A 20,115-nucleotide genomic window follows, 5' to 3' on the forward strand; every position below is an offset into this window, starting at 1 on the left:
ATTCCCCAGGGTGCGAACGGAAGTCGGGCCGGGCAGCGCACGTGACTCGTCGGCGCACGAAGGGATCTGTTTCGCCCATGTACACAGCATCGTCCTCCGTGTCCGCCCCGCCCCGGCCGTCCACCACACGGCAGGCCGGGGGCCCTTATCTCGCCCCCTCCCGCCCGGCGGCCCCCGTGTTGGGCACCGGTCGGACGCGGCGGGCTCCGGGGGCCGCAGGCTCAGCGGGGTTCGGCACTCAACCGCTCAGCGGGAGACTCGACTTGTCCGGCCCTCAGGGCGCCCAGTTGCGTACGGCTGTCGCCTCGGTGCACCGCATCTGCCCGGAGTTCAACCCCGTACAGGTGCTGCGCCGCAGCGGCCGCTCGGTTCTGCTCGTCGGCACGACGGGACGTATGACTGCGGTCGCGAAGTGCTTAGTTGACCACTCCCCCGCATGGTCGGAGCGCATCCGCCATGAAATAGCCACATACCGTTCGTTCGTGCGGCACCGTCCTCCGGTACGGGTGCCACGGCTGATCGCCGCCGATCCCGAGAATGGCACGCTGGTGATCGAGCGGATGCCCGGCCGGGTGGCGGCCCTGCAACGCCATCCGGCCGAGGCGCCGCCGCGCGCCGACATCAGGGCCGCGCTCGGGGCGATCTGCCGGCTGAACGCATGGCGGCCGCCGGCCGGCATGTTCGAGGCTCCGCTCGACTATGCGGCGCGGATCAACCGGTACCACGAGCTGGGGCTGCTCACGGACCGGGACTTGGGCGATCTGCAGAAGCTGCTGCACGGCATCGCGCAGTCGGCGGGCAGTGGTTCCATGGGCCAGTTCTGCCATGGTGACGCTCTGTTGTCGAATGTCCTTCTTTCGCCCGCGGGCCCGGTCCTCGTCGACTGGGAGCACGCCGGCTGGTATCTGCCGGGGTACGACCTGGCGACGCTGTGGGCGGTGCTCGCCGACGCACCGGTCGCGCGGCGCCAGATCAGTCAGCTCGCGCAGTCCGCGGGCCCGGCGGCCCGCGACGCCTTCCTGGTCAATCTGATGCTGGTGCTGACCAGGGAGATAAGGACGTACGAGATGGCGGTCCAGCGCACGATGCGCGAAGCGACCCCGGCGGCACCGGGCCCGGCCCATCCTGGTGCTGCGCCGTCCGGCGAGGAACAGCGGCTGCTGCTCAGGCGGTTGCACGACGACTGCGCCCTGGCCCGCAGGGCCGTGAGGGCTGCGGTCGGCACTCGCTGACGGGGAGCGAAGGCCCCTGGGTGCGCCAAGGGTTGGGCGCACCCAGGGGCCTTCGTCTGCGGTCCCGGCTCCCTTGATGATCAGGGGGAAGCAAGGGAGCCGGGACCGCGCGTCTCCATACGGCGCCAGGGGGCGGCAACTCCGTATGGAAGGACTCCAGGGCTACTCCGTATGGAAGGTCACCGAGTCCAGGTCGTACGGACCTGCCTGTGGCGAGGTGAAGACCAGGTACAGCTTGTGTGTCCCGGCCAACGCCTCCACCGGCACCTTGGCGGTGTCCTGGTAGATGTCCCAACCGCCCGTGTTCTGCACGGGAGTTGTGGCGAGCAGCTTGCCGTCCGGAGCGTCCGCGCGCAGTTCGATCGCGCCGACGCCGTACGGTGAGGACACCTTGTAGCTGACCGAGGCGATGCCCTCGACGCTCATCGGCTCGAAGGCCACCCAGTCGCCGTTGCTGATGTCACCGATGCGCTTGCCGTTCTCGGCACCGGCCTGCGAGACGATCCGGGTCCCCGACTGGTCGTCGTAGTACTCGGCCTGCTTGTGCTTCGGGTGCATCACCGAACGGCCGTAGCCGGTCAGCGCGCCGGCGCCATTGCCGCCCTTGTCCGTGTACTTGGCGTTCAGGACGTACGTGAGATCCGCGCCCTCGGGGTGACCGCCGAGGTCACCGGTGTCCACGGTGCCTTCGCAGCCGGGGATGTCGGTGGTCGGGTGCTCGTGGTCGTCATGGCCGAGCGCCGGGTTGACGGTGACCTTGGAGCAGTCGATCGCGCCGTCCTCCGGGTCGGTGACCGTCACCTTGTACGGGATCTTGTCGCCGAACTGGATGAGCTTGCCGTCGACGGGCGTCTCGATCTTCACGACGGGCGCGGTGTTGCCGGCCGTGATCGGGATGTTGGCGAAGCCCTCCTTGCCGGTGGAATCGGTCACCTTCAACTGGGCGTTGAAGTCACCTGCCGTGGTGTACGTGTGGGACGGGTTGGCCTCGGTCGAGTCGGCGGTGCCGTCCCCGTCGAAGTCCCAGGCGAAGGTGAGCGCGTCACCGTCCGGATCCTTGGAGCCCTCGCTGGAGAAGTCGACCTTCAACGGCGTGGGCCCGTTGGTGACGGAGGCCGTGGCCTTGGCGACCGGGCTGCGCTTGCCCTGGGCGTAGTCGATCCGGAAGAGACCGGAGTCGTTGTTGCCGCCACCGAACTCCGAGCCCCATTCGAGGACATAGAGCGAACCGTCGGGTCCGAAGGTCATGTCCATGGGCTTGGCGAACTTCATGGACGAGAACAGGTCGTTGATCTTGAGCAGCTTCCCGTCCTGGTCGAAGCGCATCTCCTTGACGTCGTTGCGCGCCCACTCGTAGAAGAAGTTCGCCCCGTCGTAGTACGCGGGGAACTTGGTCTCCGATGTGCTCTTGGCGTCGTAGCGGTAGACAGGACCGCTCATGGGCGCGGAGCCGCCGGCGCCCATCTCCGGGAACTCCTCGGACTCGCCGTATCCGTACCAGACTTCGGGGAGCTGGATCGGCGGCAGGTCCTTCAGGCCGGTGTTGTTCGGGGACGGGTTGGTGGGCCTGGTGCAGTCGAACTTGGCGCCGACTTCCTGGGTGTCCGGGTTGTACGGGGCGTAGGCCTGGTTGTTGCCGTGGCAGAACGGCCAGCCGAAGTTGCCCGGCTTCTTGATGACGTTGTACTCGACCAGTCCCTCGGGGCCGCGCTCGGTCGTCGGGGCGCCGCGGTCGGGTCCGTAGTCGGAGACATGGGCGTAGCCGGTCTTCGGGTCGACGGTGAAGCGGAACGGGTTGCGGAAGCCCATCGCGTAGATCTCGGGGCGGGTCTTGTCCGTGCCCGGGGCGAAGAGGTTGCCCTTAGGGATGGAGTAGCCGCCGCCGTCCTTGGGCTTGAGCCGCAGGATCTTGCCGCGCAGGTCGTTGGTGTTGGCCGAGGTGCGTGCGGCGTCCAGGCGCTCCTTGCCGGGCCGCCAGTCGATGGGCGAGTAGCCCTGCCAGTCGGGGTCGAGGTTCGGCGGGACGTCGTCGCCGGTCGACAGGTAGAGCGTGCGGTTCGGGCCGAACTCGACCGCGCCGCCGGTGTGTCCGGGCTCGGGGAAGGAGCGGTCACGGTAGGCGGGGACGTCGATCAGCTTCTTCTCGCTGGCGGCGTCGAGCTTGCCGTCCTTGATGGTGAAGCGCGACAGGCGGTTGATGTCCTCGGTCGCACCCGCGGGTGCGTAGTAGAGGTAGATCCAGCGGTTGGTGGCGAAGGACGGGTCGAGTTCCAGGCCGACGAGTCCGTCCTCGCCGCCGGTGTAGACATCGAGCTTGCCGGCCGTGGTGGTGGCGTGGCTCGCCGGGTCGAAGACCTTCACCTCGCCGCTGCGCTGGGCGTAGTAGACCTTGCCGTCCTTGGCGACGTCGAGCTCCATGGGGTCGGCGGTGTTGTCGTCGAGGGTGACCTTCTCGTACCCGTTCCAGACGGTGCCGCCGCAGTCGCCGGCCGCGGTGCCGGAGGCCCACTTGAGTCCGCCGATGACATGGTCGCGGAAGTACGCCTCGGTGTAGGAGGCCTTGTCGTGGCCCATGGCCGTGGCCCAGACCTTGCCGCCTTCGGTGTTGCGGCACCAGGAGATCGGGTGGTCGGCGCCCATCGCGTCGCCGCCGGGGTTGTACGTGGTCTCGTCGGCCGTGACGAGGACGTGCACATCACCGCGGGGGTTCTTGTCGAAGTTGTACCACTCCTCCGGGCGCTCCCAGCGCTGCGGAAGTCCCTTGGTGGAGGGGTGCACATGGTCGGCGACCTTCGCCGTGCCCTGGAGGACGCCGGGCGAGTGGGAGGGCATGTGCGCACCGGCGTTGATGGTCTCGTCCCACCACGGGAACTGGTCCTCGCCCTCGACGCCCATGTCGAGGGTGTTGTGGATGGCCACGACGCCCTTGCCGGAGCGTACGAACTTCTGCAGCCCCTCCTTCTCTGCGTCGGTGTCCCAGACCATGCCGGAGTTCTGCAGCATGACGATCGCGTCGAAGTCGTTCAGGGCCGGATCGGCGAAGATCTTGGAGTCGGCGCTCTTCACCAGCTCGAAATTGTTCTCGGCGGCCTCCTCCTCGAACATCTTGATGCCGGCGGGGATCGAGTCGTGGACGTAGCCCACGGCCTCGGTGAACAGGAGGGCCCGGAAGGCGGGTTCCTTCCGGTCGACGATCTCGGCGGCGGTCGCGGGCAGGACGCCCGAGACGAGCAGCAGTCCGCCGAGCCCTGCGATGAGGCCTCGGCGCATTCTTCGGGTGTCACGGACATGACATCCCATGGGGGATTCCTCTCTGTCGTAACGGCCATGCGGGGGTGCCGGATGTCAGAGCGGTGGTGCGGTGCCGGATGTCGGTGCGGTGCCGGATGTCGGTGCGGTCGTACGTGGGGGGCGGGTCAGGAGCGGCCGTATGTGGGCGGGTCAGGTGCGCTCGGCCAGGAGCCGGCGCAGGAAGCCGAGGCCGTCGGTGGCGATGGCGTCCTGGGTGGGGGCGAGCGGCCGCCAGACGGAGGCGGCCACCGCGATGGTCGCGTTGTGCGCGGTGAACGACTCGATGCAGAGCGGCCCGTGGAAGTCCACCTCGTCCAGGGCGTCGAGGAAGCCACCCCAGTCCAGATGGTCCGCCCCGGGCGCGCCCCGGTCGTTGGCGCACACCTGGACGTGGGCGATCCGCCCGGCCGCCGTACGGACGGCCGCGGCGAGGGAGCGTTCCTCGATGTTCTGGTGGTACGTGTCGAGCGCGACGCCGATGGACTGCGCCGGCAGTCCGTCCAGGCCCTCGAGGGTCTGCTGGACGGTGTTGAAGAGGCTGGTCTCGTACCGGTTGAGCGGCTCCACACCGATCCGGACGCCGGCCCGCTGGGCGTACTCGAGGACGGGGGCGATGTTCTCCCGCCACTCCTCGTACGCGGCCTCTCGCTCGCACCGGTCCATCCGCCAGGTCCGGCCGACCGCCGCGTAGACGGGCCCGGCCACCACGGGTGCGCTGATGGCGTGGGCCGCGTCGACGCAGCGGCGCAGATAGTCCTGGGTGTCCCGCACCGTTTGGGCGCTCGCGCGCACGAGGTCGCGGTCCGGCGGCATCACGGCGATCACCGCGGCCGGGCGCAGGCCCGTGGCCTCGAGGAGTCTGACGGCCGCGGCCGGCTCCCAGTCCTCGGCCTGCTCCAGCGGCAGTTCGACACAGTCGAAGCCCCAGCCGGCCAGGCGGGGCAGCACTTCGGCGAGTGCCGCCGGCCCGACCGGCGAGTGCCAGATCCACGGGTTGGCGCCGATCCTGCGTACGGAGGAACCGGAAGAGCTCACTTGCCGCCCCACTCCTTCGGGAAGCCCGGCAGGTCCTCGCAGCCGCACATGGCGTAGTGCAGCGGCGGCATGCCCTCCTGGAGGTAGTCGTCCAGGTTCTCCTCGGTGACGGTGGGCTGCGGGAGCTTCCACTCCTTGGGCACCTGCTTGCCCGCGAGGATGTCCAGGGCGGCGATGACGGGGGTGCGCCACTGGAAGGTGGGGTAGGTCGGGGCGATCGCGGTGAGCTTCTTGTCCTTCCAGGCCTTGAGGAAGTCCTGCTGGTCCTCGCCGGTGATCGGCGGGACGTCGACGCCGGCGTCCTCGAAGGCTTCGATGGCGGCGACGGAGGTGGCGCCCGCGTCCATCCATACGCCGTCGATCTGTCCGTGCCGGGAGATGGCGTCGGCGACGATCGACTTGGTCTTGGCGGTGTCCCCCTCGGTGAACTTGATGTCCACGACGTCGAGTTCACTCTTGTCGAAGGCGACCTTCGCGGCCGACCAGCGGTTCTCGAGGACGTCCACGCCGGGCGAGATCCGCAGGGCGAGGATCTTGCCCTTGGGCTTGACCTTCTCGACGAGGAAGTCGGCGGCGACCGAGCCGTACCCGTATCCGCCGATGGGGTTGATGAACGTGACGGGGCAGTCGGTCTGCACGCCGCGGTCGAAGACGATGACCGGGACCTTGGTGCAGGCGGCCTCGACGGCCGGGGTGAGGGTGGCGGTCGTGTTGGGCGAGACGATGAGCGCGTCGCAGCCCTTGCCGGTGAGCTCCTCGATGTCGGAGATCTGCTTGTCGTCCTTGCCCTGCGCGTCCAGGACGGTGAACTTGGTGATCTCCTTGTGGAGTTTCACCTCGGCCTGCATGTTCTTCAGGCCGACCTGGCGCCACGGGTTGAAGACACCGGCGTTGGAGAAGCACAGGTGGGTGCCCGCCAGACCGCCCTTCTTCTTGAACTCGGCGGTGTCGCGCATCTCGGGTTCGAGCATCTGCACCCAGGGCTTGTCCGCCGGGCCTTCGGGCGTGACGTCGGCGAGCTTGATCTGCCGGTCGTACTCGGCCTGTTCGAAGAACTTGGACTGTTCGGTGGCCTTGTCGTCCTGGCTCCCGGAGGCGGAGGCGCCGGGTGATTCGGGCGGTGCGTCGCTGGAGCAGGAGGCGAGCAGGGCGGCGGCGAACAGGGCCGCGCCCGGTGCGAGGAGTCTGTGCTTCCTGAGGGGTTTCATGAGGGTGTCCCTCCCGGGGAGTCGGTACGGCGGCGGATGCGGGACCAGTTGGCGGCGCCCAGACCGACGGCGGCGATGACGATCACGCCCTGGACGGTGGATTCGAGGGCTCCGGAGACGCCTTGGAGGTTGAGCAGGGTGAACAGGGCCTGCAGCGAGAACGCGCCGGCCATCGCGGCCACCACGGAGCCACGGCCGCCGCCGAGCACCACTCCGCCGAGCACGACGGCGGTGATGGCCTCGAACTCCAGGCCGCGTCCGGCTTGTGCGGACACACCGGAGAAGCCGCCGACAAGGATGGCGGCGAGCGCGGCGGCCACCCCGGAGAGTACGAAGGCGAGGACCCGGACGCGGTGCACGCGCACACCGGAGAGCGCCGCGGTGCGCTCGCTGTCGCCCGTGGCGATCAGGGTGCGGCCGAAGTCGCGGCGCATCAGCCACACCGCGAACGCGCCGACCGCGAGGCAGACGAGTACGGCCCAAGGGAGCCAGCCGAAGGCCGAGTTGCGGCCGAGCGCGCGGAAGTCCTCGGGCAGGACGCCTGTCGGTGAGCCGCCGGTCCAGTAGAAGACGGCACCTTCGAGGATCAGCATCATGCCGAGCGTGGTGATGAAGGAGGGGACGCGAAGAGCTGTGGTGATGAGCCCGTTGGCGAGGCCCACGAGCGCGCCGCCGATGACAAGGGCGAGGCTGATGACGAGCCAGTGGGAGTCGGTGAAGGAGCCGTAGAGCTCGGCCGCGACGACGACTGAGGCGGTGACGATGGCGCCGACGGACAGGTCGAACTCGCCGCTGACGATGACCAGGTACTGGCCGGCGGCCAGGATCACCAGGGGGGCGGCGCGTTTGACGAAGGCGAGGAAGCGGTCGAGTTCGTAGAAGCTCGGGTCGGTGATCGCGATCGCCAGGAGGAGCACTACGAGGAGGGCGTAGACGGGGATGCCGGTACCGAGGGCGGCGACAAGGCGCTTGTACGGCGCGGGGGTCGATGTCGCGGTGGTCGATGTCGTGGTCGTCATGCGGTCCTCCTTCCGCGCCGGGCGTACAGGGCGACGGCGGCGATGATCACGACGCCGCGTACGACGTTCTTGAAGAAGGGGTCCACGGAGAGCTGGTTGAAGACGCTGTCCAGGACGGCGAGGATCAGCACGCCGCCGAGCGTCCCCGCCACTCCCCCGCGCCCGCCGGCGAGCGCCGTGCCGCCGAGCACGACGGCCGCGATCGACTCGAGGTCGTAGCGCGCTTCGGTGCCGGCCCAGGGGGCGCCCGCGCCGAGCCGGGAGGCGAGGAAGAGGGCGGCGGCGCCCACGCACAGGGAGCAGATGATGTGGGCGATGACCACGGTGCGGCGGGTGCGGACGCCGGAGAGCCGGGCCGCGTGTTCGTCGCCGCCGGTGGCGTACATGTGATGGCCGAGCCTGGTGCGTTTGGTGAGGAACCAGGCCGCGGCCGCGACGGCGGCGAGCAGGAAGATCGAGACCGGGATCGGTCCGATGCGGTCGTAGCCGAGGTGCCGGAAGGATGCGGGGACCTGTCCCGCGGGGCCGGTGTAGTTGTCCTCGATCCAGCCGCGCAGGATGAACGCCGTACCGAGGGTGGCGATGAACGCGTTGACCTTGAGCCCGGTGACGATCAGGCCGTTGGCGAGACCCACCGCGATGGACAGGGCGAGTACGGCGAGGATGCCGGTGACGACGCTGCCGTCCTGCATCGTCTCGGCCGCCACGAGGGTGCCGAGACTGATCAGGTACGCGACGGAGAGGTCCAGGGAGCCGGTGAGGATCACCGCGCTCTGGCCGACCGCGACGAGGCCGAGTGCCACGCAGTTGGACAGGATCGTGGTCAGGTTGGCGCGGACGAAGAAGCTGCCCCCGTCGATGGTGACGATCAGCCAGCCGAGCACGATCACCACGGCGGCCGCGAGCCAGACGCCGACCGCCGGGTCGGTGAGCTTCGTGCGGCGCCGGGCCGGCTCGGGCTTGAGCACGGACGGGGCCAGTGCCGTCGGGGTCATGCGGCGTCGGTCCCTTCTTCGGCGGGGCCCGTGGCGAGGCGCATGATGTCCTCCTCCGAGGCGCCGGCGGGGAGTTCACCGGCGAGCCGGCCGTCGCTCATGACGAGGATGCGGTCGCTCATGCCGATGAGTTCGGGCAGTTCGGACGAGATGATCAGGACGGCGAGTCCTTCCTCGGCGAGTTCGCGTACGAGCGTGTGGATGGCGGCCTTGGCGCCCACGTCCACGCCGCGGGTGGGTTCGTCGAAGAGCAGCACCTTGGGTCCCGCGGCGAGCCACTTGGCGATGACGACCTTCTGCTGGTTGCCGCCGGACAGGAACTGCACCTGCTGGTCCGGGCCGCCGCGTGCTTGGAGCCGTACGCGTTCCAGGAGGTCCGCCAGGTCGCGTGCGGCCGTGGCGCGCTGCTGGCCGGGTACTGCGCGGGTGACGAGCAGGGCGTTGTCGCGTACGGACTGGCGCAGGGCGAGCCCTTCGCCCTTGCGGTCCTCGGTGACGAGCGCGATGCCGGCGCGGATCGCCTCGCGGGGGTTGCCGGGTCTCAACTTCCGTCCGCCGACGGTCATGTCACCGGAGCCGAACGGTGCGGCGCCGAACAAGGCGCGGGCCAGGGAGGTCCGTCCCGAGCCCTGCAGTCCGGCGATCCCGGTGACCTGGCCCGCGCGCAGTTCGAGGTCGATGCCCTTGAGCCGCTTGTTCGTGCCGCCCCGCAGGGCGAGTGCCACCTCACCGGCCGCGTCCGACGAGGCGCGCGGCGGGTAGTACGCGCTGAGGTCGCGGCCGACCATCGCGCGCACGATCGCGTCCGTGTCGGTCGAGGCGGTGGCGACGGTCGTGATGTGCCGTCCGTCCTTCAACACCGTGATGCGGTCGGAGAGTTCGAAGACTTCGCGCAGCCGGTGCGAGATGTACAGGATGCCCAGGCCGCGGCCGGCCAGCCGCCGTACGAGGTCGTGCAGGAGCCGTGCCTCGTGGTCGGCGAGCGGGGCCGTCGGCTCGTCCATCACAAGGACCCGGACCTCGGAGGCGAGCGCCTTGACGATCTCGACCGTCTGCCGGCGGGCCACGGACAGCTCGCGGATGTGCGTCCGCGGTGAGATACCGGTTTCTCCGAGCTCGGCGAGCAGTTCACCGGTGCGCCGCTCCATGGCGCGGCGGTCCACGAGGCCGAAGCGGGTGGGTTCGCGGCCGAGGAAGACGTTCTCGGCGACGGTGCGGTGCTCCAGGAGCGCGAACTCCTGGTGGATGATGCCGACCCCGGCAGCCTGCGCCTGCTGGGGGTGGCTGAACGCGTGGGCGGTGCCGTCGAGTTCGATGGTGCCGGAGTCGGGGATGTGCTCCCCGGCGAGCACCTTCATCAATGTGGACTTGCCCGCGCCGTTCTCGCCCACGAGCGCGTGCACCTCACCGGCGGCGAGGTCGAGGCCGACGTCGTGGAGCACGCGGACCCCGAGAAAGCTCTTGGACACGTTCCGCATGGTCAGCAGCGGGACTGCTCCGCCCGGTGAGTGCGGTGACTCGCGTGTGGCCGGCATGCGCGGGGCTCCTTCGGCAGACAGCGTTTTCTGCACACCATCGCGGAGCAATGTCCTGGCACCGCTTTTTCCTGTCAAGGGTCCAAGCACCGTTCTGCACAAGCTTCTTGACGGAGACTTAGGTCGATCGCCGAACAGACTGAGCCTTGTACGCAGCAGAAGTGGCCCTCTATGGTGACGGCATGCCGACGGCCCCCGATGTGTCCTCCGCCTCCGCGGGCGATGTGCTCGCGCTCATCCGCTCCGGCTCGGTGGAGACCCGGGCCGATATCGCTCGCCTGACGGGTCTGGCTCGCTCCACGGTGTCGCAGCGCGTGGACGCGCTCATCGCGCACGGCTTCGTCGACGAGGACAACGCGGACGGCGGCTCCACCGGCGGGCGGCCGCCGCGCCGCCTTCAGCTGCGTACCGGCGAACACGCCGTCGCGGGCGTGGACCTGGGCGCCTCGCACTGCCGGGTCGCCCTGCTCGATCTCACCGGCGCGACCCTCGCCCAGCGCGAGGACCCGCTGTCGATCGCGGACGGACCGCAGGCGGTGCTCGGGCATGTCGAGAAGACCCTGCACGCGCTGCTCAAGGAGGCGGACCACGCCCCGCAGTCACTACAGGCGATCGGGGTCGGCGTGCCCGGCCCGGTGGAGTTCACCACGGGCCGTCCGGTCGATCCGCCGATCATGCCGGGCTGGCATCAGTACCCGATTCCGGAGTTCTTCGCCGACCGCTTCGGCGTGCGCGCGCTCGTCGACAACGACGTGAACGTCATGGCGCTCGCCGAGCAGCGTCTCGCCTTCCCGGAGACCCGCTATCTGCTGTACATCAAGGTCGGCACGGGCATCGGCTGCGGGATCATCGCCGACGGCCGCCTGCACCGCGGGGCGCAGGGCAGCGCCGGCGACATCGGCCATATCCGCGTGGCCGACGACACCGAACCCTGCCGCTGCGGCAACTCCGGCTGCCTGGAGGCCGTCGCGGGCGGCGCGGCCCTCGCCCGCAGGCTCGCCGAGCTCGGTCTGGACGCGGCGAGCGGCAGTGATGTCGTACGCCTGGTGAAGTCCGGCAATCGCGACGCCGTACGGATGGTCCGCGAGGCCGGACGGGCCGTGGGCGAGGTCCTGGCCGGTCTGGTGAACTTCTTCAACCCGGACACGGTGGTGGTCGGCGGCGCGCTCGCGGCTGTGCACGACCAGCTGCTCGCCGGGGTACGCGAGGCGGTCTACCGGCGTTCGCATCCGCTGGCCACGCATGTGCTGCGGATCGAGCCGAGCCGTACGGGAGAGAACGCTGCCGCCATCGGCGCGGGCATCCTTGCGATCGAACACGCCCTCTCACCCGATCAGGTGGACCGCACCCTCGCTGCCGCCGCCGGCTGACCATATGCCGAGACGCCCGGCCCACCGAAGGACCCGTCATTCTTCCTGCTCACCAGGGCGCATTGGTCCATTCCACTGACGCATCGCAGGCCGCCGTGCCACCGCGCCGGAAACCGCCGAACCCCGCGCTGACATGGGAAATCCCCTTTGCTGTCGCATGATTGACGGATCGTCGGGCAAGCGATACCACTGACCTCGCCCGGCCCCGTACACCCCACGCGCGCCCTTGGCGCCCCACCGTCCCGGAGGCTGCTTTGCGACGACGACCCGATGCTGCACGGACTTCTGCCCCTCGCAGACGGCTGACCGGAACGGCGGGTGCCCTCGCAACGGCCGCGCTGCTGCTGCCCCTCGTGGCGGCGGCCCCGTCCGGCGAGCAGAGCACGGCACCGTCCGCCCGGCTGCAGGGGGCGTTCAGCGCGGCGGCCGCCGAGTACCAGGTGCCGCAGAGCGTGCTGCTCGGCGTGTCGTATCTGCAGTCCCGCTGGGACGGACACGCCGGAGCGCCGAGTGTCGCCGGTGGCTACGGCCCCATGCACCTGACGGACGCGGCGACCGCGCTCAAGGCCGAGGCCCCGCATCACAGCCACGGCGACGAGGACGCGCGCGGGGACTCCTCCCGCCCCGCGCGCGTCCCCGAGGCCAAGCTGCCGGACGCCTCCGAACTGCCCGCGCGGCTCAGGACGTTGACCCGTGCCGCGGAGCTGACGGGCATCTCCGCCGATGAGCTGCGCACCGACCCGGCGGCGAATCTGCGCGGCGGCGCGGCGCTGCTCGCCGAGGCGCAGAAGAAGGCCGGCAAGCCGCTCAGCGAGGACCCCGCCGACTGGTACGCGGCCGTCGCCGCCTACTCGGGCGCCGACGACGAGGCCACGGCCGCCTCGTACGCGAACGAGGTCTTCGCCGTGATCCGCGACGGCGCCACGCGCACCACGGACGCGGGCCAGCGGGTCGCCCTGGAGGCCACACCGGCCGCCGCGCCGGACGCCGAGCAGCTCGAAGGGCTCGGGCTCCGCCGCGCCGCGAAGGGCGGGACCGACTGTCCGCCGACCATCGCCTGCGAGTGGATCCCGGCTCCGTACGAGGAGTTCGGCGAGGGCGACTACGGCAACCACGACAAGGCCAACCGGCCCGAGGACCAGTCGATCGACTACATCGTGGTCCATGACACCGAGGGCCGCTGGGACACGGTGCTCAAGCTGGTCCAGGACCCCACGTACGTCTCCTGGCAGTACTCGCTGCGCGCGACCGACGGGCATATCGCACAGCATCTGAAGCTCAAGGACGTGGGCTGGCACGCGGGCAACTGGTACATCAACAGCAAGTCGATCGGCCTGGAGCACGAGGGTTTCCTCACGCAGCCCGACACCTGGTACACGGAGGCGATGTACCGGACCTCGGCGCGCCTGGTGAAGTACCTCTCCAAGCGCTACGGCATTCCGCTGGACCGTCAGCACATCCTCGGCCACGACACGGTGCCCGGGCCGACCGCGGCCAACGTCCCGGGGATGCACACGGACCCCGGCCCGTACTGGGACTGGCAGCACTACTTCACGCTGCTCGGCAAGCCGTTCCACCGCAGCGCGGGACCGTCGGGCGGCCTGGTGACGATCCTGCCCGAGTACGACGAGCACAGCCCCGAGTTCACGGGGTGCACGAAGGCGGGCGAGAAGTGTCCGGCGCACGGGTCGAGTGCGGTGCGGGTGTACACCGAGCCGCGTGAGGACGCTCCGCTGATCAAGGACATCGGTCTGCGTCCGGGCGGCGGCCCGTCGACGACCGGCGTGAACGACCTCGGCTCGCGGGTGTCGACCGGCCAGCGCTACGCGGTCGCGGAACGCAAGGGCGACTGGACGGCGATCTGGTACCTAGGGCAGAAGGCCTGGTTCAAGAACCCGAAGAAGCAGCCCACGGCGGTGGACGCGGCAGGCCTCGTGGTCACACCCAAGGCGGGGCGCACGGACGTGCCGGTGTACGGCCGCGCCTACCCGGAGGCGGCTGCGTACGAGGGGACGGGCGTCGCACCGCAGCCGGTGTCGGCACTGCCCTACAAGCTGCTCGCGGGGCAGGAGTACGCGGCGGGTGACAAGACACCCGGTGAGTACTACTTCGCGCCGGTGTTCGACACCAGCGGGCACAAGGTGGTGCGCGGCAAGGACGAGTACTACGAGATCCAGTTCGGTCACCGCGTGGCGTTCGTGCGGGCGGCGGATGTGGACGTGAAGCCCAGCAGCTGAGGCAGCAGCGAAAGAAAGGGGGGCCGTGGCACTCGCCACGGCCCCCCTTTTCTTTCGCTGCTAGTCGAGTACGTACCGCTCCCCCGCCCGCGCCTTTAAGGTCCGCTCGCCGCCGTCCAACAGGCTGCTGCGGACGGTCAGTTCGCGGGTTCGGGAGGCGTGCAGCACGATACGGGTGGGCTTGCCGCCGGCCCAGGTGATGTCGACGGTGACGCCGCCGCGCGCCCGCAGTCCTCGTACGGAGCCTTCGGGCCAGGAGGCCGGCAGCGCGGGCAGGATGTCGATCACGTCGTGCTGGCTCTGCAGCAGCATCTCCACCACGCCCGAGGTCGCCCCGAAGTTGCCGTCGATCTGGAACGGCGGGTGGGTGTCCCAGAGGTTGGGCAGGGTCGAGTGCTCCAGCTGTTCGGCCAGCATGGTGTGGGCGTGGTCGCCGTCCCGCAGCCGCGCCCAGAAGTTGATCTTCCAGGCCTTGGACCAGCCCGTGCCGCCGTCGCCGCGTGCCGTCAGGGACACTTTCGCGGCCTCGGCCCACGTGCTGCCCGGCGCTATCTGGCGGCCGGGGTGCAGGGCGTACAGGTGGGAGACGTGGCGGTGTTCGTCGGCCGGGTCGTCCAGGTCGGTCTTCCACTCCTGGAGCTGCCCCCATGAGCCGATGCGCAGGCCGGGGTCCAACTTCTCCAGTGCGGCGGCCAGTTCGTCGCGGAAGGCGCGGTCGTCGCCGAGGGTGCGGGCGGCTTCGAGGGTGTTGGTGAACAGTTCGTGCACGATCTGCTGGGACATCGAGGCGCCGGCGGTGAAGTCCCCGTGCTCGGGCGAGTAACTGGGCGAGACCACCGCCGTGTTGTCGCGCGGGTCGGTGTGCAGGTTGGCCAGCCAGAAGCGTGCCGCCTCCTTGAGCACCGGATAGGCGGTGGTGCGCAGATAGTCCGTGGAGCCGCCGAAGCGGTAGTGCTCGTACATCTGCGAGGTGAGCCAGGCGGCGGCCTCGGGGAACCAGAAGGCCGTCGCCCAGTCGTGCACGCCCGTGAAGCCGTAGGTGTTGGTCTCGTTGTGCACCACCCAGCCGTCCGAGCCGAACATCTCGCGTGCGGTGTTCCGGCCGGGCGGGACCAGCGCCCGCACGAAGCGGTCGTACGGGGCGGTGGTCTCGGCGAGGTTCGCGGCCTCGGCCGGCCAGTAGTTCATCTGCAGGTTGATGTTGACGTGGTAGTCGGAGCTCCAGGGCGGGGTGGTGCTGTGGTTCCAGACGCCCTGGAGGTTCGCGGGGAGCGATCCGGGGCGGGAGGAGGCGATGAGGAGGTAGCGGCCGTACTGGAAGAAGAGAGTCTCAAGGGCCCGGTCGGCCGCGCTCGCCCCGCCCGTGTACTGCGTCAGAAGCTGGTCCGTGGGGACCTGGGGCGGCCCGGCCGCAAGGTCGAGGGAAACACGGCCGAAGAGGGCGCGGTGGTCCTCGATGTGGCGGGCACGCAGCGCCGCGTGGCCCCGGCCGGCGGCCCGCTCGAGGGTGCGGCGGACGCGCTGCGCCGGGTCCTGTCCTCGATAGGTGGGGTGTACGTCCGCGTAGTCGGTACCGGCCGCGAGGACGAACCAGGCGCTGTCCGCTCCGGTGACGGTGAGGGCGCCGTCGGGGCCCGCGGTGACGGTGCCACCGCTCGTGCGCACGGTGAGCCCGGCCTCGAACTTCAGACCGTTGTCCGCGAGCGCGCCGCGGACGGTGAGTGTGCTCCCGTCGGAGCTTGCCGCGTAGTCGGCGCGCGGCGAGGTGTGGCGCAGGGTGAAGGCGACCTTGCCCGGCCGGTCGGCGGCAAGGCGTCCGACGATCACTCCATCGGGGTACGAGGCGAAGAACTCCCTTTCATGGCGCACCTGTTGATGGGTGTACGTGACGGTCGCGACGCCCGTGGCCAGGTCCAGCGCCCGGCTGTACGACGCGTCCGGCACCGTGGGGGCGTCCGGGATGTCGAGGTACAGGTCGCCGAAGGTCTGGTAGGCACCGAAGCCTCGCTTGGGCTGGCCGAGCTTCGCCGCGACGGTCTCCGGGTCGAGCCGGCCCTGTGCGTCGAGCAGGCGCCGCACCTCGGCGAGGGCTCCGGGGCGCGGCTCGCGCCAGTCGCCGTGGTCGTATCCCTGCCGCGAACCGGGGCCGCCGGTCCACAGGGTCTTCTCGTTGAACTGGAGCCGCTCGCTCGCGAGCGTGCCGAAGACCATCGCACCGAGCGCGCCGTTGCCGATGGGCAGGGCCTCGCGCTCCCAGTCGGCGGCGGGGGCCGTGTACCAGAGCCGCAATTGATCGGATGCTTGTGGGGCGGCGTGGGCCTCACCGGCCAGGGCACCGGTGGCCGCCGCTGCCACTCCGCTTCCCAGTACTAACGCACCGGCCCCGCCAACCGCTGATTTCACGGTGGTTCTTCGCGATATGCCGGAAGACGCCGATGCGGGCGTGGAAGGTGTTTCAGGCATGGATGACATGCCCCCGGACGCTAGAGGTCCGATGACTCGGCTACAAGGGTGCGTGCAGCATCAGCTGCCCCGCGGGGCACGGTGCTACGGGAACGGCTCGGGCTCAGCCCTGCTGGAACAGCTCCGCGGGCAGCGGCTTGAGCAGCGCGTACAGGTCGTCGGTGATGGGGCGGTCCCAGGCGGCGATGGTCACCAGGACCTTGTCGCTGCGGTCGAACTGGACGCAGGAGATACGGCTCTCGGAGAGCTTGAGGCGGCGCACGATCAGCAGGTTGTCCCCCTGCATCACCGGCATGTCCTCGGTCGAGACGACCTCGACCTCCTCCTCGTTCTCCAGCGCGAGCAGCAGCTGGGCGACCTCGAAGGGCACCTGCTTCTCACCCAGGTCACGGGCCGGGGAGCCCTCGGGGAGATTGCCGATCACCATCGCGGGGCCGCGGCCGCCGAACAGGTCGTAGCGCAGGAAGACGCCCTGGCAGCTGCCGTCGGGAGCGGGCAGCAGGCCCGCACCGAGATTGCCCGGCCAGTCTCCCGGGTCCATGGCGAGGACGTCGAAGTCCGGCCCGGCGGGGATGGGAGCGCTGCGGCGGCGGAGGAAGGACATGCGCCCATGGTACGTGGCCGCGGACCGTTCCCGACGCCGGGGACCGGGCCGCTGCCCAGCCCCCGCAAGGGTGCGGTGGAACTGATCTTGCACCTGCTCACGCCCGGTCCGTGGGCAGCTCTCCCAGGGCCGCGCCCAGACCGCCGAGGTCGGTGCCGACCTTGCGGAACACGACTGACAGAAGCCGCCCGGCGGCCGGCTCGTCCAGGCCGAGCTCCTTGCCGATGTCCGCCGTGGACGCTCCCCGCACGGCGAGCGCGGCGGCCGTCCGCTCGCGGGCGGTGAGGGTGTCGGTCCCGGTGCTGTGCAGCCGCCGGGGGCGCTGCCCCATCGCGGCGAGCTCGTCGCGTGCCTGCTCGACGAGGCCGTCGGCGCCGCATTGCGCCGCGGCGTCGAGGCCGCGGTACAGATGGTCGGCGGCTTCCGCGGTCCTGCCGATGCGGCGCAGTTCCGCGCCCAGGTCGACCAGCGAACAGGCCAGCTCGTGGCCGGCCGGTGAGCGTTCGAGGTGGGCGAGGGATTCCTCGAGGAGCTTGGCGCGCTCGCCGGGCGGGCCCACCTGGGCGTGGATCCGCAGGGCCTGTCCGATCGCGGATGCGGTCCCGTACTGCCGCGCGCGCTGAACGGCTTCCTGCGCGAGCGAGGTGGCGCGCGCCGGGGTGTCATGGGACTCGGCGCGCGCGAGGTGCAGCAGCCAGGGGCACCAGGCGGGGTTGCGTATGCCGCGCGGGTCCAGGCGCCGTCCGGCCGCGGAGAGTTCGACGGCCGCTTCGCGCACCTTGCCGCGCGCGAGGAGGAGTTCTCCGTACACGGTCTGCGAGTCGGGGAACGTCACGGCGGCCGGGAACGGCGGTCCGAATCCGTGCTCCTCGCCGATATGTGCGGCCTCGGTGATGCGGCCGCGGGCGAGGAGGATCTCGACGAGGATGCTGACCGCGTACCAGTGCGCGGGCGTACGGCGGCCGACGCGTTCGGCCAGGCGCAGTCCGGCGCGTGCGAAGTCCTCCGCCTCGGCGAGCCGTCCGCGGCGCAGCCGGACATAGCCGAGCAGGGTGTAGCCGAAGGAAAGATGGCCGCCGCGCCAGCCCTGCTGTTCGAAGTCCGCGATCCCTGCCGCGAACAGCTCTTCGGCGCGGCCCGGCCGGTCGGCGTAGAGGAAGGCGAGGGCGACGAGGACGGGCACCTCGAAGCCGCGGTCCTCCTCGGCGGCCCAGCCCAGACCGCCGGCAAGGGCGCGTTCGGCGTGGTGGACGGCGGTCTCGGCGGGTTCGCCGCGCAGGGTGGCGTCCCAGGCGCGCAGCCCGATGATGTACCGCTCGGTGAGATCGCGTCCGGTCAGCCGGTCGGCGAGCCGGGCCAACCTCCTGGAGCGGGCAGGCGAGTTGGGTTCGTCGGAGCGGAATGCGTCCCACATGAACTGCTCGGCCTGCATCCGCAGCCGCACGCGTGCGTCCTCGGCGAGCTGGATCTCGTGGCCGAGGGTCGCGGAGGCCTCGGCCAGCCGGTCGGAGTGGGCGAGGACCTGGGAGAGCCGGATGACGATGCCGTGCCGCAGCTCGGGGTCCGCGATCCGTTCGGCGAGAGCGGCCCGAAGGTGGTTGACGGTGGTGGCTGGTTCGGTGAGCAGCGAGGCGCAGCCCAACTCGTAGAGGACACCGGCCCGTTCCTCGCACGGCGGCGGCTCGCGCAGGGCGCGGGCGAGATAGCGGCGGCCGGCGTCGGGGGCGCCGGCCCGCTGGACCTCGCGGGCGGCGACGCGCAGTTGCTCGACCACCCAGGGGTCGTCGTCGGGGTGGGTCTCCAGGAGATGGCGTGCGGCGGCGGCCGCGCCGAGCCCTTCGTTGATGACCGCCCAGGCGGCCTGGCCGTGCAGGGCGACGCGGACTCCGCCGGGGATGGCACGGTAGACGGCAGTGGCGATCAGCGGGTGCACGAACTCCAGGGTGTCGGCGCCGGTGAGGATACGGGCGCCGCGCAGCCGGTCGGCGCAGTCCCCGGCTTCCTCACCGCCGAGTCCGGCGACGGATGCGGCCAGGTGCGGGGAGATCTCGGTGCCGAGCACCGCGCAGGCCCAGGCGAAGCGCACGGTGGAGGTGCCGAGCCGCTCCAGACGGGCGATGAGACCGCTGCCCTTGACGGCGGCGGCCAGGTCGCGCAGCAGATGGGCGCCGGCCTCGTTGGGTTCGAGACCGCGGTCGCACACCTTCGCGGTGACCTCGACCGCCTCGAAGGGGTTGCCCGCGGTGACGGCCCAGGTCTCTCGGCAGAACGCGTCGTCGGCATGCGCGCCCACGGACTCGCGGACGAGCCGGGCGATGGCGGGTGCGCTGAGCGGTTCGAGGTCGATGGGCCGCTGTCCGGCGCGCCCCGGCAGGCCCCTGAACTCGTCCGCGTAGTCAGGGAGTTCCTCGGGCCGGTAGGCCACGACGAGAAGCATCGGGAGCTGTTCGGCGCGGGGCGCGAAGGCGGCGAGCCAGCTCAGGGACTCGCGGTCGGCCCAGTGCGCGTCGTCCAGGACGAGCACCATCGGCGCCCGCTGTACGGCGAGGTGGGTGAGCACCCAGTCGAGACCGTCGCGCAGACCCTGGGGGTCGGGCGGGGCGCCCTCGGCCGGGGCGCACAGGCCGAGGGCGGGGCCGACGATGTCGTACCAACTGCCCAGCGTCGCACGGAGTTCGTCCTGCGAGGCCCCGGCGAGCAGCGGCTGGACGAGCTGGCGGGCGACGTGGAAGGCGACATGCTGCTCCTGTTCGCCGCCGCGCGCGGCGAGCACGGTGCAGCCCCTGGCGTGCGCACGCCGGCGCACTTCGCCGATCAGGGTGGTCTTGCCGAGCCCGGCGCGCCCGGAGAAGGCGAGCAGGGCGCCGCTCGGGCGGTCCAGCGGGTCGACGCCTTCGGGGACGAGACCGGCCAGCTCGGCCAAGGCCTCGTCCGCGGCGGTGAGTTGGTCCTCGCGCTCGTACAGCGTGCGCCGCAGCCGCGCGCCACCGGTCTTGGGACCCGACGGCCCCGACGGTATGCCCTGGTTCATGCCGCACCCCCTGCCCCGGTGGTGCGCGGGCGCGGGGAGCCGGTGCACGCCGTGGCTTCAAGGGACCTCAGGGTACGCCTGTACGGGGGCATGGT

General features: G+C 70.7%; 12 protein-coding genes. 3 read left to right on the forward strand and 9 right to left on the reverse strand.

Annotated features, from left to right (window positions below):
* Positions 1-77 precede the first annotated feature (77 nt).
* Positions 78-1,232, forward strand: a complete 1,155-nt coding sequence (locus ABT367_RS15105) for an aminoglycoside phosphotransferase family protein (protein WP_352253349.1) — start codon at positions 78-80, stop codon at positions 1,230-1,232.
* Between the two features lie 162 nt (positions 1,233-1,394).
* On the opposite strand, the gene ABT367_RS15110 is transcribed toward ABT367_RS15105, so the two are convergent.
* The 6 genes from ABT367_RS15110 to ABT367_RS15135 all read right to left on the reverse strand — a co-directional run bounded on the left by ABT367_RS15110 (position 1,395) and on the right by ABT367_RS15135 (position 10,267).
* Positions 1,395-4,502, reverse strand: coding sequence for a ThuA domain-containing protein (locus ABT367_RS15110; protein ID WP_352253351.1), 3,108 nt, complete (start codon positions 4,500-4,502; stop codon positions 1,395-1,397).
* 171 nt (positions 4,503-4,673) lie between these two features.
* The gene (locus ABT367_RS15115) at positions 4,674-5,558 is read right to left on the reverse strand and encodes a sugar phosphate isomerase/epimerase family protein (RefSeq protein WP_352253353.1); all 885 of its coding nucleotides are present in this window, start codon (positions 5,556-5,558) and stop codon (positions 4,674-4,676) included.
* On the reverse strand, positions 5,555-6,766 hold the full coding sequence (locus ABT367_RS15120) for an ABC transporter substrate-binding protein (protein ID WP_352253355.1): 1,212 nt from the start codon (positions 6,764-6,766) through the stop codon (positions 5,555-5,557). Before ABT367_RS15120 ends, ABT367_RS15115 begins: the two co-directional genes overlap by 4 nt.
* The gene (locus tag ABT367_RS15125) at positions 6,763-7,785 is read right to left on the reverse strand and encodes an ABC transporter permease (RefSeq protein WP_352253357.1); all 1,023 of its coding nucleotides are present in this window, start codon (positions 7,783-7,785) and stop codon (positions 6,763-6,765) included. Before ABT367_RS15125 ends, ABT367_RS15120 begins: the two co-directional genes overlap by 4 nt.
* Positions 7,782-8,780 carry an ABC transporter permease gene (locus ABT367_RS15130; protein ID WP_352253359.1) on the reverse strand — a complete coding sequence of 333 codons (999 nt, stop codon included), beginning with the start codon at positions 8,778-8,780 and terminating at the stop codon, positions 7,782-7,784. Before ABT367_RS15130 ends, ABT367_RS15125 begins: the two co-directional genes overlap by 4 nt.
* Positions 8,777-10,267, reverse strand: coding sequence for a sugar ABC transporter ATP-binding protein (locus ABT367_RS15135; protein ID WP_352253430.1), 1,491 nt, complete (start codon positions 10,265-10,267; stop codon positions 8,777-8,779). The genes ABT367_RS15130 and ABT367_RS15135 overlap by 4 nt, the downstream gene beginning before the upstream one ends.
* A 230-nt stretch (positions 10,268-10,497) precedes the next feature.
* Here ABT367_RS15135 and ABT367_RS15140 point away from each other — a divergent pair, with 230 nt between their 5' ends.
* Entirely contained in the window at positions 10,498-11,685 is a 1,188-nt protein-coding gene (locus tag ABT367_RS15140) for an ROK family transcriptional regulator (protein ID WP_352253361.1), read from the forward strand.
* 254 nt (positions 11,686-11,939) lie between these two features.
* On the forward strand, positions 11,940-13,922 hold the full coding sequence (locus ABT367_RS15145) for an N-acetylmuramoyl-L-alanine amidase (protein ID WP_434975468.1): 1,983 nt from the start codon (positions 11,940-11,942) through the stop codon (positions 13,920-13,922).
* A gap of 60 nt (positions 13,923-13,982) precedes the next feature.
* Here the strand turns inward: ABT367_RS15145 and ABT367_RS15150 are convergent, their stop codons facing one another.
* From ABT367_RS15150 to ABT367_RS15160, 3 genes are all read right to left on the reverse strand, one after another.
* A complete protein-coding gene (locus tag ABT367_RS15150) occupies positions 13,983-16,325 on the reverse strand; it encodes a glycoside hydrolase family 95 protein (protein WP_434975469.1) in 2,343 nt (780 codons plus the stop codon).
* 163 nt (positions 16,326-16,488) lie between these two features.
* On the reverse strand, positions 16,489-16,989 hold the full coding sequence (locus ABT367_RS15155; protein ID WP_352253365.1) for a hypothetical protein: 501 nt from the start codon (positions 16,987-16,989) through the stop codon (positions 16,489-16,491).
* A 97-nt stretch (positions 16,990-17,086) separates the two neighbouring features.
* Positions 17,087-20,020 (reverse strand): ATP-binding protein, encoded by a 2,934-nt coding sequence (locus ABT367_RS15160; RefSeq protein WP_352253367.1) that lies wholly within the window; start codon positions 20,018-20,020, stop codon positions 17,087-17,089.
* Between the last annotated feature and the right edge of the window lie 95 nt (positions 20,021-20,115).

It is taken from the genome of Streptomyces mesophilus (assembly GCF_040300965.1).
Lineage (GTDB): Bacteria > Actinomycetota > Actinomycetes > Streptomycetales > Streptomycetaceae > Streptomyces > Streptomyces mesophilus_A.

Coding starts and splice junctions, on each gene's coding strand:
- ABT367_RS15130 (WP_352253359.1), bottom strand. CDS start 8,780: ATGACCCCGACGGCACTGGCCCCGTCCGTGCTCAAGCCCGAGCCGGCC.
- ABT367_RS15140 (WP_352253361.1), top strand. CDS start 10,498: ATGCCGACGGCCCCCGATGTGTCCTCCGCCTCCGCGGGCGATGTGCTC.
- ABT367_RS15160 (WP_352253367.1), bottom strand. CDS start 20,020: ATGAACCAGGGCATACCGTCGGGGCCGTCGGGTCCCAAGACCGGTGGC.
- ABT367_RS15105 (WP_352253349.1), top strand. CDS start 78: ATGTACACAGCATCGTCCTCCGTGTCCGCCCCGCCCCGGCCGTCCACC.
- ABT367_RS15155 (WP_352253365.1), bottom strand. CDS start 16,989: ATGTCCTTCCTCCGCCGCCGCAGCGCTCCCATCCCCGCCGGGCCGGAC.
- ABT367_RS15125 (WP_352253357.1), bottom strand. CDS start 7,785: ATGACGACCACGACATCGACCACCGCGACATCGACCCCCGCGCCGTAC.
- ABT367_RS15120 (WP_352253355.1), bottom strand. CDS start 6,766: ATGAAACCCCTCAGGAAGCACAGACTCCTCGCACCGGGCGCGGCCCTG.
- ABT367_RS15110 (WP_352253351.1), bottom strand. CDS start 4,502: ATGCGCCGAGGCCTCATCGCAGGGCTCGGCGGACTGCTGCTCGTCTCG.